Annotated in this window: 18 protein-coding genes and 1 pseudogene; 6 read left to right on the top strand and 13 right to left on the bottom strand. The window is 44.7% G+C overall.

The window, feature by feature from the left end:
* Positions 1-18: 18 nt before the first annotated feature.
* From MHB85_RS20125 to lpdA, 3 genes are all read right to left on the bottom strand, one after another.
* On the bottom strand, positions 19-1005 hold the full coding sequence (locus MHB85_RS20125; RefSeq protein WP_017687621.1) for an alpha-ketoacid dehydrogenase subunit beta: 987 nt from the start codon (positions 1003-1005) through the stop codon (positions 19-21).
* Between the two features lie 2 nt (positions 1006-1007).
* Complete coding sequence (locus MHB85_RS20130; protein WP_036607878.1) at positions 1008-2036, bottom strand: thiamine pyrophosphate-dependent dehydrogenase E1 component subunit alpha; 1029 nt, start codon at positions 2034-2036, stop codon at positions 1008-1010.
* A 139-nt stretch (positions 2037-2175) separates the two neighbouring features.
* Complete coding sequence (gene lpdA / locus MHB85_RS20135; protein WP_192133997.1) at positions 2176-3600, bottom strand: dihydrolipoyl dehydrogenase; 1425 nt, start codon at positions 3598-3600, stop codon at positions 2176-2178.
* A 224-nt stretch (positions 3601-3824) separates the two neighbouring features.
* Here lpdA and MHB85_RS20140 point away from each other — a divergent pair, with 224 nt between their 5' ends.
* Both MHB85_RS20140 and MHB85_RS20145 read left to right on the top strand, forming a co-directional pair.
* A complete protein-coding gene (locus MHB85_RS20140; protein WP_017687618.1) occupies positions 3825-4142 on the top strand; it encodes a DUF2627 domain-containing protein in 318 nt (105 codons plus the stop codon).
* A gap of 63 nt (positions 4143-4205) precedes the next feature.
* Positions 4206-4553 carry a potassium channel family protein gene (locus MHB85_RS20145; protein WP_192133999.1) on the top strand — a complete coding sequence of 116 codons (348 nt, stop codon included), beginning with the start codon at positions 4206-4208 and terminating at the stop codon, positions 4551-4553.
* Between the two features lie 8 nt (positions 4554-4561).
* Here MHB85_RS20145 and MHB85_RS20150 read toward each other — a convergent pair whose 3' ends face one another.
* A complete protein-coding gene (locus tag MHB85_RS20150) occupies positions 4562-4774 on the bottom strand; it encodes a hypothetical protein (RefSeq protein WP_091028840.1) in 213 nt (70 codons plus the stop codon).
* Between the two features lie 176 nt (positions 4775-4950).
* On the opposite strand from MHB85_RS20150, the gene MHB85_RS20155 reads away from it, so the two are divergent.
* The gene (locus MHB85_RS20155) at positions 4951-5550 is read left to right on the top strand and encodes a thymidine kinase (RefSeq protein ID WP_062835251.1); all 600 of its coding nucleotides are present in this window, start codon (positions 4951-4953) and stop codon (positions 5548-5550) included.
* A 117-nt stretch (positions 5551-5667) separates the two neighbouring features.
* Here the strand turns inward: MHB85_RS20155 and MHB85_RS20160 are convergent, their stop codons facing one another.
* The 5 genes from MHB85_RS20160 to MHB85_RS20180 all read right to left on the bottom strand — a co-directional run bounded on the left by MHB85_RS20160 (position 5668) and on the right by MHB85_RS20180 (position 11212).
* Entirely contained in the window at positions 5668-6144 is a 477-nt protein-coding gene (locus MHB85_RS20160) for a hypothetical protein (protein ID WP_017687614.1), read from the bottom strand.
* 534 nt (positions 6145-6678) lie between these two features.
* The gene (locus tag MHB85_RS20165) at positions 6679-7329 is read right to left on the bottom strand and encodes a hypothetical protein (RefSeq protein WP_036672336.1); all 651 of its coding nucleotides are present in this window, start codon (positions 7327-7329) and stop codon (positions 6679-6681) included.
* Positions 7330-7538: 209 nt separating this feature from the next.
* Positions 7539-8576, bottom strand: a complete 1038-nt coding sequence (locus MHB85_RS20170) for an NAD(P)/FAD-dependent oxidoreductase (protein ID WP_341073567.1) — start codon at positions 8574-8576, stop codon at positions 7539-7541.
* 159 nt (positions 8577-8735) lie between these two features.
* Entirely contained in the window at positions 8736-10709 is a 1974-nt protein-coding gene (locus MHB85_RS20175; RefSeq protein WP_341073569.1) for an AraC family transcriptional regulator, read from the bottom strand.
* 188 nt (positions 10710-10897) lie between these two features.
* Complete coding sequence (locus MHB85_RS20180; protein WP_341073570.1) at positions 10898-11212, bottom strand: hypothetical protein; 315 nt, start codon at positions 11210-11212, stop codon at positions 10898-10900.
* Positions 11213-11589: 377 nt separating this feature from the next.
* Between MHB85_RS20180 and MHB85_RS20185 the strand changes: the two genes are divergently transcribed.
* Positions 11590-12402, top strand: a complete 813-nt coding sequence (locus tag MHB85_RS20185; RefSeq protein ID WP_192134005.1) for a FlxA-like family protein — start codon at positions 11590-11592, stop codon at positions 12400-12402.
* A gap of 184 nt (positions 12403-12586) precedes the next feature.
* Here the strand turns inward: MHB85_RS20185 and MHB85_RS20190 are convergent, their stop codons facing one another.
* Positions 12587-13543, bottom strand: a complete 957-nt coding sequence (locus MHB85_RS20190) for a GGDEF domain-containing protein (protein WP_192134007.1) — start codon at positions 13541-13543, stop codon at positions 12587-12589.
* 423 nt (positions 13544-13966) lie between these two features.
* Positions 13967-14182: pseudogene (locus MHB85_RS20195) on the bottom strand (sporulation initiation factor Spo0A C-terminal domain-containing protein); the annotation flags it as partial.
* Between the two features lie 141 nt (positions 14183-14323).
* Here MHB85_RS20195 and MHB85_RS20200 point away from each other — a divergent pair.
* Together MHB85_RS20200 and MHB85_RS20205 are read left to right on the top strand one after the other, a co-directional pair.
* Positions 14324-15355: a tyrosine-type recombinase/integrase gene (locus tag MHB85_RS20200; RefSeq protein WP_341073572.1), complete on the top strand. Its 1032-nt coding sequence runs from the start codon at positions 14324-14326 to the stop codon at positions 15353-15355.
* 60 nt (positions 15356-15415) lie between these two features.
* On the top strand, positions 15416-15772 hold the full coding sequence (locus MHB85_RS20205) for a hypothetical protein (RefSeq protein ID WP_341073573.1): 357 nt from the start codon (positions 15416-15418) through the stop codon (positions 15770-15772).
* Between the two features lie 66 nt (positions 15773-15838).
* On the opposite strand, the gene MHB85_RS20210 is transcribed toward MHB85_RS20205, so the two are convergent.
* Together MHB85_RS20210 and MHB85_RS20215 are read right to left on the bottom strand one after the other, a co-directional pair.
* Positions 15839-16135: a hypothetical protein gene (locus MHB85_RS20210; RefSeq protein WP_341073575.1), complete on the bottom strand. Its 297-nt coding sequence runs from the start codon at positions 16133-16135 to the stop codon at positions 15839-15841.
* A gap of 116 nt (positions 16136-16251) precedes the next feature.
* Complete coding sequence (locus MHB85_RS20215) at positions 16252-16437, bottom strand: hypothetical protein (protein ID WP_341073577.1); 186 nt, start codon at positions 16435-16437, stop codon at positions 16252-16254.

Below are 16437 nucleotides of genomic sequence, written 5' to 3' on the forward strand. Positions count from 1 at the left end.
ACGATCCAAAAAACGAAATTAAAACTCGGCAAGTGTACGCATTGCTGCTTTGGCTTTGTCCTTGCTCAGCATGTAGAATTTCTCCAATGTTGGGCTAATTGGCATGGCCGGCACGTCAGGTCCGCAGAGACGCTGAATCGGTGCATCCAGTTCAAATAGACATTCCTCACTAATAATAGCGGCAACTTCGGCACCTACACCACCGGTTTTGTTATCTTCGTGTACAATCAGCACCTTGCCTGTCAGACGAGCGGAAGCGATAATGGCTTCACGATCCAACGGCTGCAATGTGCGCAGATCCAGAACGTGTGCAGTAATGCCTTCTTCCCGTTCCAGCTCCTCAGCAGCCTGCATTACAAAATGCAGCGGCTGACTGTAACCGATCACCGTAATATCCGCACCCTCACGAAGTACGTTGGCTTTACCAATCGGAACGATGTAATCATCTTCAGGCACATCTTCCTTGATAAGCTTGTAGCATTTTTTATTTTCAAAAAAGAGTACCGGGTCCGGGTCGCGAATAGCGGCCTTGAGCAGTCCCTTGGCATCGTATGCCGAGTAGGGTGCTATAATTTTCAGACCAGGTGTACCAAAGAAAATCGATTCCGGACATTGGGAGTGATACAACCCACCGAAGATTCCGCCACCAATCGGCGCGCGGATAACAATCGGACAGCTCCAGTCATTATTGGAACGATAGCGGATCTTCGCCGCTTCACTAATGATCTGGTTTGTTGCCGGCAGCATGAAGTCCGAATATTGCATTTCGGCAATCGGCTTCATGCCATACATCGCTGCACCAATGGCAACACCTGCAATAGCGGATTCAGACAAAGGTGTGTCCATCACTCGCATTTCGCCAAACTGATCTTGCAGCCCTTTAGTTGTGGTAAACACACCACCTTTGAGACCTACGTCTTCACCAAGGATAAAAACATTCTCATCCCGTTCCATCTCTTCTTTCATCGCGAGACGGATTGCATCAATATATTCCATCACTGCCATACTTACCGTCCCCCTTCTTCGCTGTCCGCATAAACGTGCGTCAGAGTATCCTCAGGTTTAGGATATGGTGCGTTGTCTGCATATTCAGTTGCTTCTTTCATTTCCATCGCAAGCTGCGAAGCCAGATCCGCATCCCGGGCTTCGTCCCAGATGCCGCAATCGATCAAGTAGTTCTTCATGCGAGGAACGCCATCTTTCTTCCAGTTCTCCTCAACTTCCTCTTTGGTCCGGTAAGCCAGATCATTATCGGAGGTGGAGTGAGGTGACAACCGATACATCATCGCTTCAATCAGTGTCGGGCCTTCTCCGGCTATGGCACGGCGACGCGCTTCCTTCACTGCAGCGTATACTTCTAATGCATCGTTTCCATCTACACGCAGTCCAGGGAACCCGTATCCTTGTGCTCGATCGGATATTTTGCCGCTCAACTGTTTGTGAATCGGTACCGAAATTGCATATTGATTGTTCTCACACATAATAATGACAGGCAATTTATGCACACCTGCAAAGTTGGCTCCCTCGTGGAAGTCACCCTGGTTGCTTGATCCTTCACCAAACGTAACAAAAGAAACAAATTCTTGCTTCTTCATTTTGGCAGCCAGCGCAAACCCAACAGCGTGCGGAACCTGTGTTGTAACCGGGCTGGAGCCCGTCACAATCCGCAGCTTTTTGTGACCGAAGTGACCCGGCATTTGCCGACCGCCACTATTCGGATCTTCCGCTTTTGCAAAAGCAGACAGCATCAACTCACGCGGAGTCATGCCTACCGCCAGTACAAAGCCATAATCGCGGTAATAAGGTAAATAATAATCGTGATCCCGATCCAGACCAAAAGCAGCGCCTACTTGCGCAGCTTCCTGTCCTACACCGGATACGTGAAAGTTAATTTTGCCAGCCCGTTGCAAGAGCAAGCAACGCTCGTCAAACTTGCGTGCGAGCAGCATGTATTTGTACATATCCAATACTTCACCATCGCTAAGTCCCAGCTGTTGATGCCGATGGACCGCGTCTGCAGTACCTTGTGAACTCATATGAGGTACCTCCTTTTAATCAGAGCCTGTGCCACTCTTACTACCCGATCTTATAACCTGGTACTAAGACTTGGCTTAACCTTATTATAATCCCTTTTACCCAAAAAAGGAAAGAACCTTTCTCATAAGCCTGTTTGGCTTACATTCCAATGGCCTTTCCATCGACCGCCAGCATGGCTTCACCCATGATTTCCGACAGAGAAGGGTGCGGATGAATGGTTTGTCCAACTTCCCAAGGTGTGGCATCCAGCATCTGAGCCAGAGAAGCCTCAGCGATCAATTCCGTCACATGGGTGCCAATCATATGTACTCCCAATATATCATTCGTCTTGGCATCTGCGATCACCTTCACGAATCCATCACGACTTCCATGAATGAGCGATTTACCAATCGCCGAAAATGGGAACTTCCCTGTTTTAATGTCATAGCCACGTTCTTTGGCTTCACGCTCGGTGAATCCGATGCTTGCTGCTTCCGGACGTGTATACACACAGCGCGGGATGCGATGGGATTCTACGGCATGTACCGTTTCTCCCGCCAGATGATCGACAGCGAGAATGCCTTCATGACTTGCGGCATGTGCAAGCTGCAAACCGCCGATGCAGTCACCAATGGCGTAGATGTGACCTTCACCGGTTTGTAACTGTTTGTTCACAGCGATGAATCCACGCTCCAGTTTGATATCTGTATTTTCGAGTCCGATATTTTCGACATTAGCCTGACGTCCAACCGACACGAGCATTTTCTCCGCTCTCAGCGTTTCCTGCTTATCGTCACCAAGCTGCACATCAATCTGGATGCCCTCTTGACCCGTGTTATATGTTTCCGTTAGAACAGTGGCACCTGTCAGGAAACGAACACCTCGTTTGCTTAGCAATCGCTGCATTTCTTTGGCAACATCCTCATCCTCGGCAGGCAACACGTGAGCAGCTGCTTCTACTACTGTGATGTCTACCCCAAAGTCATTCAGCATGGATGCCCACTCCAGTCCAATCACACCCCCACCGACAATGATGAGTGATGCAGGAAGTTCATCCATACGCAGGGCTTCGTCACTGCTCATAATAAACTTGCCGTCCGGTTCCAGGCCCGGCAACACACGTGGACGCGAACCAGTCGCAATGATGAGATTGGTTGGAACTACCGTATCCATCTCGCCATCTTCAAACTCCACAGCGACTGCTCCGCTCTGCGGTGAGAAGATGGATGGTCCGATGACGCGACCTTTCGCGTGTACAACCTGGATTTTATTTTTTTTCATCAAATATTGAACGCCCTGATGGAGCTGTTCGACAATTGCATCCTTGCGCGCCTGTACTTTGGGAAATACAAGTGTGGCCCCAGCGGTCTCGATACCATACGTCTCGCTCTCTTGAATCTCGGCGTACACTTCCGCGCTTTTCAGCAAAGCCTTACTCGGAATACAGCCACGATGCAGACAGGTTCCACCAAGCTTGTCCTTCTCAATAATAACGACTTGTTTCCCCAGCTGTGCAGCCCGGATTGCGGCTACATATCCACCGGTTCCTCCTCCAAGAATTGCAACATCACATGTAATTGGCATCTCTCATGCTCTCCTCTATGAATCAAATTTCAATATCATTTATGATGGCTTAAATCATGGTTTAGCTTATACCCTCTATATGCCATTGTACTCTCCTTAAGCGGTCAACTCAAAGTTTGAAGCAATCACACATGGACAGCCCATGCATTCCAAGCTATGATGGAATCAGGTATGATCTGTAAGCGTAACCTTTATTTAATGTCGACTTTGGCAGAAAGGGTATAATGCTCATGAATACAAGATTGGTCTTTGCGCGATTTTTGGCAATTGTTGTTCTGGTCATCCCCGGTTTAATGGCAATGAAGGGTTTTCTGATGATGAAAGATGCCCTGTTCCTATATTATGCCGAGCACGGGAACGAACTGATTTCACCAGGGTTCCAGTGGCTTTCCTTTGGCGGTGGACTTGTTCTTTTTGCCGCAGGTATGAGTTTTCTGGGAGGCTGGATCTTGTTCCGTGACCGCAAGCGTAATTATGTAGGTCCCCGTTTCCGGTCCAAAAGTGTACCCGAAAAAGCAGAGACGCCCGGAAGGACTCCATGAGTCCGGGCTTTTTTTGTGTGTATACAACACACCGCCTACTTTACATAGACAGGATGGATCATCATGGTATCATTTCTAATCACGTTACAACGATTGCTCAAAGGCATTTTCCATGCGTTCAAAGACCCCAAGTTTCTGGCTCTGTTCGCGTTAACAGCAGCAACGTTGCTGTCAGGCACTTTGTTTTACACTCGTGTTGAAGGTCTGCACTGGATCGATGCGTTATACTTCTGTGCAGTTACCCTGACTACGGTGGGACATCCTGAATTTGTGCCATCCACCGGATTCAGCAAAGCCTTTACCGTAATCTACATGTTTGCAGGCATTGGTCTCACCTTTGCCATGATTGCCAGAATTACAGCAGGTATTCTATTCCCTCGCAAATTAAAGACAGAAGAGGACCCGGAGTAATCTCCGGGTCATTCGTATAGGGCATCCCGCAGTTTGGTAGACATACGTGATTCTTTGGAAGAAGACTTCAAAATCGTTCTACGCAAGGTAAGGTTACTTGCCTGCAGTCTCTCCGCTTCTGCGAACAGTTCTGCAAATAATGCCTGCGCCGCTTCATCTATAGATCCCTGTTCTTTCAGGCTTTCATATTGCGCTTGCAGTGATGTTAATGCTTCACTCATACTAAACACCTCTTTTCACAACTCCTGTTAATTAGCTGCCGTAACCAATACCTTAACAATCCATATAGTAACACAAAGCTGCGCAGATTAGTTCTGGCTCTTTCCAAAGATTTTGTGGTACTCTGTAAAGGTCGCTTTTTTTGTTGAATCCCGTATGTGAGAGGAGTAGCAGCACCGTGCAAACAGGACGTATTACCGTAATTACTGGACCCATGTTCAGTGAAAAATCCGGTGAACTCATTCGCCGTTGTCAGAAATTAATACAATTTGGCCGTAAAAAGGTTGTGGCCTACAAACCAGCCGAGGATGATCGGTTTGCCCAGGACGAGATCGTAAGCCGAATTGGTTATCGACTCCCTGCCCATTCCATTCCCCGGCAATTAACCCCGGAATCCGTAGAAATGATCTTGAACCAAACCATAGATGCTGATGTTGTTGCATTTGATGAAGTACAATTTTTCAGCAGTGCCATTATGGAACTTGTCTCGGAGTTAGCGTATTGTGGCAAACATGTCATTGTGGACGGACTTAATATGGATTACCGTGGTAAGGAATTCGGATATGTCGGCGGTTTGCTTGCCATGGCAGACGACATTGAGAAACTCTCGGCTTTCTGTGCGGTATGTGGCAGCCCGGATGCAGCCTTTACGCAACGTATCGTCAATGGGGAGCCTGTTACCTTGGGTCCGGTTGTCATGATTGGCGATTCAGAAGCTTACGAGCCACGCTGTCGTTGCTGCTTCATTCCTCCTCACAAAGTTGAATGCTCATCATAATTGCTAAAAGATTTTTGATTTCTTCCAAAAAGGCCCCTTGGGGCTTTTTTTGTTATAGAGCAAACATTCGCACAAAAAAGCACCGCTTCGCAGCGATGCTTCCAGAGTCGCTTCCCGCTAGTCACGGGAAACAAAATATTTGTTGGTCATGTAGTAAGCGTCACCACGCGACGTTTCCACCATTCCTTTTTTGGCATCCAAAAATACAATCTCTTTACACTTTGTACAGTACCATTTTGTGCGCTTGTATGGGGATTCCGTCACATAAGCCGTGCCACATTTACAATCAATCTTCATTAATAACTCGGTTGATTTATAGGCACTGGACAAGCGTTCCAGGTTATCCTGCTGCTGTGTAGGCATAATGGTCTGCTGATAATCCGATAAATGATTTTGAACCTTGAAGTCTGCTACCAATCCTGCATTCAATCCAAAAAACTCCTTGCCGATTTCGGTCACGAAGCGCTTCTCATTTCTGTAGCAATCCAGCCACTCAATAATCTGCTTATTAGACAGTGGAACCGTACCCTTGATACCGCTGTTTAAGGTGTAGGTCATGATGTATAAAGTATCGTCTTGTCTACCTGAGTACATTAGAATCCTCCTTCGAATACATTTGCTAATGTACTACAAAAACGCGCATAAATCAAAGAATTGTTATTTCCTGAGCGCATCTCTTCTTATTAAATGGGAAACATTCCACGTTCATCCGCCAAAGACTTACAAGAACTGCATACACCTGAAACATTTCCCTGTGGCGCCGCATAATGCACGACCGATTCAACGTTTTTCTTGCATATGGAACAGTAGTGCCTCCTTTCCTTTTTTGGGATATAGTCCGATAGCTTAACCACGTTTTTGTTCGGTCGGAATCGTTGTAAGAAACCCGGCCATTTCATCTCGCTTCACTCTTTCTTGTTCGTCTACTTCGTAGTCATTTTTTTACTCTGGGCTAAAAATCATCTCGTCTTTTTTTATGTATACGATTCCAAGTTGTGCATGCCTATCTCATAATCTATTCGACGTTTTGAACGTTTTTCCTGTTTTTAATCTCTACACATACAAAAAAAACCGACAGAACCTGATCTCCTTATTTTCGGAAGAACAGTATTTTAGTCGGTTCCAGCCTTATTTATAAAAAGTTCCCAGAACGTCCAGCTCTGAAGAGCGCTCAATTCGAAATGGATAGATATAACCCTGATTCATTCGGGTAAATTTGCGGCTCCACAGGTCCAGTCCCGATGTGAACTGATAGGCCTGATATATAAACTTGGAGCAGTAATTGCGCTCAATACTGCGCAGATTGGTCTGCAAACGGTAGAATTTTACCTGCTTGTAATGGTCATGTACCCACCCGGCTGCTTTCATGCCTGCCTCATTCAGTCTGGAACGGAATACAATGAAACGATCTCCTTCATAAAACCGCGTAAGATACCACTCTAATGAATCAGCAAATACAGGCCCATAAGGGTGCACATGATACACCTTGCCGTCGAGACCAATAATGCCCATATGCCCGGCGTAATACGTCGATTCCGAGCTTGGCGTGTACACAATATCCCCTGGCTCTAGCTTCATCTCGCCCAACACGTTAATAGGCAAGTCCTGATGCAGCCGTTTGGCTGCTGAACGTTCACGCCGCCCTTCAACCAACAAGCGATGAAGCGCGCCAGCCAGTGCGAGATACATTTCAGACCATTTGATCTTTTTTTTATCAGATCGTTTGAACCACCGCTGGATGAAGGTGAAACCTCGTTGTGGCTGTGATCCCTTTTTCATATGCTGCACTCCACTCTGATCATGTTATTGTATCTTGATGTTATTCTACTGTTTCTCAGGCTTATTATAGACATTTGGTAGTGTATATTCAATTCGATAGCCGTTGTGTCTGGTGAAATTATGCCTTCCTATTACCCATTTTATGCAAAAAAAGATGACTTCGGGATTAAATTAACCCGAAGTCATCTTAATGTATACAAAGCATACTTTTATTCTTCTAAAACACCAAGAGCTTTATTTTTCTCCTTAAAACGGCTGTTATGGGAAGAAACATAAGCCACTTTTTCCGCTTCAGGATCCATGTAAAGCTTTGCACTGTTCACCGCAAGGGCAGCGTCAGTGAAGGTACCAGCAATCAGATACAGTTTGCTACCATAATCTACAAAGTCACCTGCGGCAAAAACACCAGGAATATTGGTTTGTAATCTCTCCGTTGTAGTGACGTGCCATTCTCCAAGATCAAGTCCCCAATCCCGGATTGGACCAAAGTCACTCTTCATGCCATGGTTTACAATGACAGCATCGACTTCAAGCAGTTCAGTTTCACCAGTGTCCACGTGTGAGATGGTCACCTGTTCAATCACATCACCACTCATACTATGCAGTGTCTCTACCGCATATGGTGTACGGACATCTACAGAGGATTCTCTCATACGCAGTACATTACGCTCCAACCCGCCAAAGCGGTCACGACGATGTACAACCGTAACTTGCTCTGCCAGTGCTTCCAGTTCATTCGCCCAGTCCACAGCAGAGTCGCCTCCACCCGAGATCAGCACGCGTTTACCACGGAATGGCTCTAGTTCCTGCACGGTATAGTGCAGATTGCTAACCTCATAACGGTCTGCACCTTCAAGCTCCAGCTTGGCCATTTTATATATGCCATATCCGATTGCCAAAATGACGGTACGTGTCCAGTGTTGTTCACCTGTTGCAGAAGTTAGCAGAATCGTGCCATCAGGTTGACGCTCGAATCCTTCGATCTGTTGTTCAAAAACGAGGGTTGGCTCAAAAGTTCTTGCCTGTTCTTCCAATTGTTTGATCAGATCTTCACACAGAATTGGCGTCACACCCCCGACATCCCAGATCATTTTCTCCGGATAAAAGAGCATGCGACCGCCCAATCTGTCACGTGCCTCAATCAACTTGGTCTTCATATCCCGCATGCCGCTATAAAAGGCAGAGTACATGCCCGCAGGGCCACCGCCGATAATGGTTACATCATAAAGTTCCAACTGCTGATTCATTTTAAAAATACCTCCGTTAATTCGATCCAGAACATCGAGTATTTGATATCGATTCTCATTATCACTTAAATCCTAGTGTAATGGTAATCTTATCAAAATACAATGGCTAAAAAACAAACATTTCTTGTACAAAAATTTTATAAACAACTCCGCTCTTAACTATTGCGCTCTTGGAGCCGCCAACAGCTTTTCGACAACAAAATCGATTTGTTTGTTGACTGAATAGATATCTGAATAGTAGAAGAAATCAAAATCAATCTCAATTAGGCGACCTTCTTTAACAGCCGGTATGCTACTCCATATTGGATCATCCGTAAGGTTATCTGCCCCTTCATACACCGAACGAAACACATAGTCCCCGATATATTCAGGCAGTACTTCCATGGATAAATTAGAGCCTCCCGCTTCCGAAACTACATCAATTTTCTTTTGTACCACTTCAGGTGCTTTCATCCCCAAATATTCATATAATGCCTGAGATCCTCGGCCATATTGTTTGCTCTCTACAACGACCATACCTTTCAAACCGCCCTCCACAATGGAAACCGTTTTGTCCAATATGCCTGCATCTGCTAGTGTTTGCTTACTCTCTTCGACTTTGCTATTGAGATTATTGATTAATGTCTCAGCTTCCTGTTCTTTGCCAAAAATACTCGCTATACTCTGGAGTCTTTCTTCTGTTGTCATTTTCTCGTACGGAATATATACCGTAGGTGCAATATCCTTTAATAACGTATACGTCTCTTCTGAAGGAACAATGATCAGATCCGGATCAAGGTCAATGACAGCTTCAGGATTCGGTTCGAACCAAGTCCCTAGTGAATTTACACCTTCAAGCTCACTCTTGTAGGCAGCCCCGTTAAATACTTCAGATGTAGCAATTGGCTTAATTCCAAGCGCAACAACGTCTCCCTGGAGATATAGTACAACAACCCGTTTAGGATTCGCTGGAACAACTACGTCACCCTTAACCGTTGAGACCGTGCGTGTTTCATTGTCTTTGTTCGTTTGGCTTCCTGTATCTGATGACACGGCCGTACTGCTGTTATTGGAACTGGCACCCGTTCCTTCGCCAGCTGCTGGTGTTGTAGCTGTACCTGAAGAACAGGCTGCGAGGAGCATCGTTATGCTCAATAATGCCACCATAATCATACTGGAACTTGTTTTTCTTCTTTTCATTGGTGTAGACCCTCCGTCTATATATTGATAATGATTCTCATAATCAATATATCCCGACTTCCATCTTCGGCCAATGGACGATTCAGAGATTACCAATGGACGATCCTCTGTTCTCGCTTCTTCTCTCATCTTTCGTTGATACTGAATCGGAGAGATCCCCACATGTTTTTTAAAAATACGACTAAAATAATACACATCGGAATAACCCACTTCTGCTGCAATTTCACTCAGCGTTGCATCAGATCGCAAAAGCAGATTGCGAGCCTTAGCGATTCGGGTCTGAATTAAATAATCAATGGGACTGTGACCCGTCTGTCGTTTGAATTGCATGGATAAATGACGGGAGCTGTAGTTGAATTGTTCAGCCAGGAAATCAAGCGTGACCTGTTCCCTATAATGGTTCTGTATATAACGAAGTGTTTGTTTCACCGGGTCAGCAAGCTCTGTTTTGATCTCCTGCTCTGCCAACTGAACCATCATTTCATGAATGAATTGGTAAAATAAACTTTTTGTATGAAGCAGATCCAGACTGCCAGATTGTAACCATGCGCCCTCAAGCGCATCAAGGTAACGTAACAGCCCCAGCGGACTACTCGGTGCAAATCCATATTGCAAAGAGAACGGTGCAACCTCCGGCTCTGCCAATAACCACTTTTTACGATAACTAGGAAAGGCAAGGAATGCTCTGTAATAGAGCAGAATATATTCGAAATCTTCGTTGGTTTGGATATCCAGTGAAGATCCTTTGGCTCCATGAAGCATGTAAAATCGCTCTGCCTTGTATGCTCGTCCATCCAATTGGAGGTCAGCCGACCCTCGAATCGTATATATAAACCCATTTGCCGGAAGTGTGTAGGAACTCAGTTGTTCCCCTGCCTCCATAACGATTCTGCGTATATCCAGAACCTTAACAGCGGCATGATTCCAGCATTTCATCTGTTCGTCTAATTGCATCGAATACTCTCCAATCCCAGCCTCACCCGGAACAAAGGCCTTACAAGGTCATCATTCTGCCACACAGCCGATAACATATGCGTAGCAGAGGTTCACTAATATACCTTTATTATAAATGATAATAATTTTCATTATCAACTGAATTTTAGAGTGGAATTGAATTTCATCTCATCAAGCACTTATTACGTTTATTTGGGTTCAGAGATCTTCGTAAACCACGCGGCCAATTCCTCTGTTTGATCCAATGTTGCAATCGGGTCAAAGTACCATGAACGATCCGGGCCCCAGATAAACACACGATCATTTTTAACCCATCCAGTGAACTCCAGACAAGTTTCGATTTCAACTCTTCCAGGGTCAGATTGTTCGCTGTTAGAATAATGTAATCCTCCACCAGGCAGGTTTGTTTTGTACATCAAGTAATATAGGCGCAATCCGGATTCGCCTGCTTGAATCACCAACTTACTTCCTTTTGCCCCATGGATAATATAAAAGCGACTCACTTCATATGTTTGCTTGTCAGCGTCACTCCAGCATCACCCTGAATGGTGAGTACAAAGGTACTTGTTGGAAATTTGTAATTCATCTCTTCTTATGCCTCTAATTCCATGTAACGAATATCTGTTATACTCACCGCAGCATAGTTCCAGAGGATATAATAATCATTCCACATTTTGCTAACCCATCTCCGGCTACATAGATTGTGTCTGAACTTCCACTCACTTAATAATAAACATTATCAATTATTATGATGAAGTACGCAATACAACCGACGCAAAATGAATCCATTGCGATGAAACAAGAGCTATTCAAATCCTTCTCTTAACATCCGATATATGTAAATAGAACCATGATAAAGAGTAGAAGGAGAACTGAGGATATGAATTCAATCTCATCTGCAACCAAAAGCAGTTTCACTCCCGGGAATCAAGTCTCCAGTCGGGATAAAGAAATTCAGGGACTCATGCAGCAGAAGATCCGGCTCAATGAAGAAATGCAAAGTGTAAAAACCAATGACGAGTTGGATACCAAAACCAAAGCTCAGCGAATTAAATCCTTAACAAGCTCCATATCACAGATCGACAGCCAGATTGCCCAAATTAAAGCAGAGGAATTGCAAGAAAAGAACAAATTAAGACAGCCCGAAAAGACTCAACAGCAACAACCCAAACCAACCGACGAGACACAAGCCCCTTCACTCGATCACCTGATCAAGCATAGTCAGACTTATGATCAATTGGGTAAGCTGGTCGGTTTACGTGATCGCATGCAGGGCTCCATTCAGACCACCGAAGGAGAAACCCGCTTCGACCGACTTGTTCTGGAGATTAATCCTCCTACAAATGATCTCGATCTCGGCAAATCAAAGATGTTGGAAAATTCAGAACGCACCGTCTTTCAGGCAAAGCGAGAGACCGTCCAAGACATCAACTCCCAGTTAAACAAGGTTAATCAGAAGATTGGGGAACTGGTGGAAGAGATCCATCAATCCGCGCCTAAAGAATCGGCACAACCTCCCATCTCTGCAACATCTGGAGAAGATAATCAGGAAGTAAATGAAGGAAAGAAAACGGGAAGTAAGGAGCACCCATCAGATGGCGGAACCACAGATCAGGAATCAGGAAACGGCCCGCAAACTACGGCTTCTACATCTCCTGCTGCTTCATATCCATCCGTCGATATTCGAATCTGAGTACTCTTTGCTCTAACATACTTATATGTATACATAATGCGGTTGAAGTGTTTTTGCAACACAGCACTCGACTCGCATCACATAATAGATAAACCGCTATTACAGGTGAATAACTCCTGATAAGTAGTGGTTTTTCTTGTATCTTTAACGTTAGTAGTTGAGCTACTATGAGTATTTCTTATCTCTAGCACAGAGTACTGACGTTATCATTTGCACAGATGATACTGCCAGCAATCGCTTTACAACCTTTTTTGATGCGTGTGGCATCATCAATAATCTGATCTATGTTTTCATATTTTCGCTTGCTATTGGTTACAACGGCGATGGATACCGACACCAGAGGAATGGGCCGATTCAGCCCGGAGCGTCCTTCCCCCAGAACATATTGATGATGCCAATCATGTTCGTTGTAGAATGTCTTTTTCATTTCCTCAAAACCTGAGATGACTTCCTCACTAATAAGTTTGTAATCATGGTGATTCAGGATCGTAATAAAATCATCACCACCGATATGTCCAAGAAAAGCTTCAGGGGGAACAAATAGCTTACGAAGCAAGTTAGCTGTCGCCTGAATGAGCTGATCCCCCATTTTGAAACCGTAGCTATCATTGTAGGATTTGAATTGATCGAGATCAACGTACAGTACACTAAAATGGTCCATCTGAAGAGCCTGAGACAGCCTTTCATCTATAATATGATTACCTGGAAGACCCGTCAGCGGGTTCATAAAAATCGCCATTTCAGCCCGTACATCTGCAACAGCAAGTAGCAAACGTCGAATACTCACAGCTCCAAAGAAACGTTCTCCTGACGTGACCAACACAAGATCATATATTTCCCCTTCATCTCTGTCCATGGCTAGAACACTGACATCCGTAATCTGTTCCGAATAATCCACGACCAGTGCCTGCATGTTCATCACCAGTTCTACAGGACGTCCCATATACAGATTATAGCCATACTGGGTGCCAATCTGCTGAAAGAATCGGGCCCGCATCATTAATGACACACACCTCTCCCCCATAACAGCTATACCTTCCAGACTAGGTTTGGACTTGAAAAGATGATAGACGATATCACATTTTGTATCAGATTGTACTACAGGAATTGGTTCAGCAATCTCGCCTATTTGCGTAAACATACGATTCTACTCCTCTGTTCGTAGCATCTATCCGAACTTTCAAATATATATGTAGGTCTTTGTCAATGGTCACATCGTACCACTTTCTACTTGAAAAAGCGTTAACTGAGGGTAAAAGTTTATGAATTATTTCCTTTATCTGAATTTTGCTATAGGGAGCTTTCTTTAATGTAGAAACTCAAAATTCAGAAACAATCATTCAAAACTAAATTTCATCATCATGTTCTGTGTTATTTCGTTATGCAAAAATACCGTCATTTACTGGATATCTTTAATCCAATAATTGACGGTATTCGTTGGCATATATTACAGAAGTTTATCGGCATGAAATGAACGAATTCAGATACAGGCCACCAAAATCCATTTGGCTAGAATCTAATCTGAATTCAAACTATAATTGCCAGCTCACTACTCCTGACCGTTTCAGCTTACCTTATGCTCAATTCTCAGCTTGTCAGCGACCATCGCGATGAACTCGCTATTTGTTGGCTTCGACTTGCTGATATTGATCGTGTAACCAAACAAGTGGCTGATGCTGTCGATGTTACCACGAGTCCATGCCACTTCAATCGCATGACGGATGGCACGTTCGACGCGGGACGGCGTGGTTTTGAATTTTTCGGCAATCGCTGGATACAGAAATCCGCTAGTTTAAACGGTCAACGTGACGCAAAGTTTAGCGTGAACATACGCGAAATAGTCTGTCGCTATAGCGATAAAGATTTCGCAGCTTTATCGGAACATTTAGCGTAAATTTATCGCTAAAGGAGGCGCTGATAAATGGCGCAGAAAACACCGAAGTTTACGTTTGTATCGAAAGAGGGTAAGCCGCTTAAGCTTGCGTTAGGAGATCGCATTGCGCAGTTTCTCGATACTAAGCGCAGAGAGCGCCGCGCAGTAAAAACGATTAAGGCGTACGCGCAGGTCTTGAATCAATTCGAGAAGTGGTATAACGAACGTGAGTACGACGAAATTAATACGGAGATTCTGCGTGAGTACATCGAATATCTCTCGTTCGGGAAGGTACGCTGGGACGATCATCCGACAAGTCCAAACGGTGCAAAAGGACTATCGCCTCGGACGATAAACAACGTCATACGGAATATGCGCATCTTCTTCAATTACTTAATAGAAGAAAGAGTTATTACGTACAACCCTATGGAAGCAGTGAAGTACCAAGCCGAGGCAAAAGACACGTTCGATATATTTACGGATGATGAGGTCGTTAAGCTACTGAGCGCGCCTAATCGGAGAGTCTATACAGGTCGCCGGGATTACTGCATGATGTTATTGCTCTGTGACTGCGGCTTACGAAGCGGAGAAATGGTCAGCTTGTGCGTATCGGATGTTAACTTCAAGACGCGTCAGGTGGTTATCCGTGCGGAGTATTCGAAGACGAACATGACTCGCGTAGTCCCCATCTCTCCGCTAACCGCCCGTGAGCTTGAGAACTTGATTTCGTATATGGACGTAAGCGAGGACGATCCGCTGTGGCTCACGCAATTCGGCGAACGCTACTACGGTGATACCTTCGCGAAGATGCTCAAGATCTACGCAAAGCGCGTCGGTGTAACAGGACCGCGGGTGTCTCCGCATACTTTCCGTCATTACTTTGCGGTTAAGTTTCTCCGTGAAGGAGGCGACGCGTTGACCCTGGCACGTATTTTAGGCCACACATCGCTTAACATGACCCAGGTATACGCGAAGTTCACAGGAACAGATATACGTGAGCAACACGATAAAGCGAGTCCGATTTCGAGTTTGATCGATAAAGGTAACGAGAAGAAGCGCGGTAAACGGTTGTTTAAGTAGATTATCTATTGAATTAGTGGTAAAATAATCCTAAAATTACTTCGATAGGTGGTCATCACAATGAAAATAACAAAACCTTCCCTTGAAGAACGATTGTTGCAAGCTAACCGCGAGGTTCAAGAAATTAAAGACAACAAGAACAGAGAAGAGGAAAAACTTGAGGAATTAAAACAAGAAGTAAATACGCATTTTGAAAGTATTCTAAAAAGTTTCCATAGTAAAATGATCGTCAAAGAAGGATATTCTATTAAAAACGGAGTTGTTTCAGCGACTTTTTATGAGACACCAATAACTATTGAACTTAAGGATATACATGCTTACTTAAATGAAAATCAAACTGACATACTTCCCTATCTTCTAGATGTAATTGTGGCAACATACAGAAGCGCTAATAACCTAGAACCTGAGGTAATATAAAACGCAAAAAGGCGCAGTTCTCGCGGGAGAGATTCCGTTGAGAACTGCGCCTTTTTGCGTTTTATATTAAATCGGACGTGGCCATTCCCATCCGCGTCGTTCATACTCTTGAGCATGGTTACGTAGTTCGTTTTCATCCGCGTCATTCAACCTCACAGGGACAAGATATACGAAGCACTCCTCCGTCAGGTAATCAATTACTACATTCTCGATAGCAAGGTCAGTATCGGGTCCAAAAGTTCGATCCCGAATCTTTTGTCCCACCTGCGGCATCATTACGCTTTCTACTGTGCGAACGACTTCTGTAGAAAGTCCAAGATCAGTTACCATCGGTTGAACAACTACTAGATCAATCATAGCCATATACAACTCTCCCTCATTCAAACCTTTTCTATATCCAAATAGTACCATCGAATCATATAAAAAGGAAAGACCTACCTACGATACAATACGTAGTCACTCGCAAGTAGGTCGCAGTTTTATTCCGCCGACTCCGTTTTCTTGAACGTAGAGTACACGCCGCTTCCGATAAACGCGTACGTCACGAGGTCAACGCCGATCTGCCACGTACCGAAATCCGGAGCAACTCCGTACTTTTCGAGCACCTGGTACGCAAGCCCTACGGCCGCCGCGATGAACAACGGATTAGTTAAACGCTTCTTCAT

This window comes from Paenibacillus sp. FSL K6-4396 (assembly GCF_038002525.1).
In the GTDB taxonomy this organism is placed as follows: domain Bacteria; phylum Bacillota; class Bacilli; order Paenibacillales; family Paenibacillaceae; genus Paenibacillus; species Paenibacillus amylolyticus_B.

Bases quoted from the DNA above. Each gene is read 5' to 3' on its own strand.
- MHB85_RS20205 (WP_341073573.1), top strand. From the start codon at position 15,416: ATGAAAATAACAAAACCTTCCCTTGAAGAACGATTGTTGCAAGCTAAC.
- MHB85_RS20130 (WP_036607878.1), bottom strand. From the start codon at position 2,036: ATGAGTTCACAAGGTACTGCAGACGCGGTCCATCGGCATCAACAGCTG.
- MHB85_RS20160 (WP_017687614.1), bottom strand. From the start codon at position 6,144: ATGTACTCAGGTAGACAAGACGATACTTTATACATCATGACCTACACC.
- MHB85_RS20215 (WP_341073577.1), bottom strand. From the start codon at position 16,437: ATGAAGAAGCGTTTAACTAATCCGTTGTTCATCGCGGCGGCCGTAGGG.
- MHB85_RS20210 (WP_341073575.1), bottom strand. From the start codon at position 16,135: ATGGCTATGATTGATCTAGTAGTTGTTCAACCGATGGTAACTGATCTT.
- MHB85_RS20125 (WP_017687621.1), bottom strand. From the start codon at position 1,005: ATGGCAGTGATGGAATATATTGATGCAATCCGTCTCGCGATGAAAGAA.
- MHB85_RS20190 (WP_192134007.1), bottom strand. From the start codon at position 13,543: ATGTTTACGCAAATAGGCGAGATTGCTGAACCAATTCCTGTAGTACAA.
- MHB85_RS20145 (WP_192133999.1), top strand. From the start codon at position 4,206: ATGGTATCATTTCTAATCACGTTACAACGATTGCTCAAAGGCATTTTC.
- MHB85_RS20150 (WP_091028840.1), bottom strand. From the start codon at position 4,774: ATGAGTGAAGCATTAACATCACTGCAAGCGCAATATGAAAGCCTGAAA.
- MHB85_RS20200 (WP_341073572.1), top strand. From the start codon at position 14,324: ATGGCGCAGAAAACACCGAAGTTTACGTTTGTATCGAAAGAGGGTAAG.
- MHB85_RS20165 (WP_036672336.1), bottom strand. From the start codon at position 7,329: ATGAAAAAGGGATCACAGCCACAACGAGGTTTCACCTTCATCCAGCGG.
- MHB85_RS20170 (WP_341073567.1), bottom strand. From the start codon at position 8,576: ATGAATCAGCAGTTGGAACTTTATGATGTAACCATTATCGGCGGTGGC.
- MHB85_RS20185 (WP_192134005.1), top strand. From the start codon at position 11,590: ATGAATTCAATCTCATCTGCAACCAAAAGCAGTTTCACTCCCGGGAAT.
- MHB85_RS20140 (WP_017687618.1), top strand. From the start codon at position 3,825: ATGCTCATGAATACAAGATTGGTCTTTGCGCGATTTTTGGCAATTGTT.
- MHB85_RS20175 (WP_341073569.1), bottom strand. From the start codon at position 10,709: ATGCAATTAGACGAACAGATGAAATGCTGGAATCATGCCGCTGTTAAG.
- lpdA (WP_192133997.1), bottom strand. From the start codon at position 3,600: ATGCCAATTACATGTGATGTTGCAATTCTTGGAGGAGGAACCGGTGGA.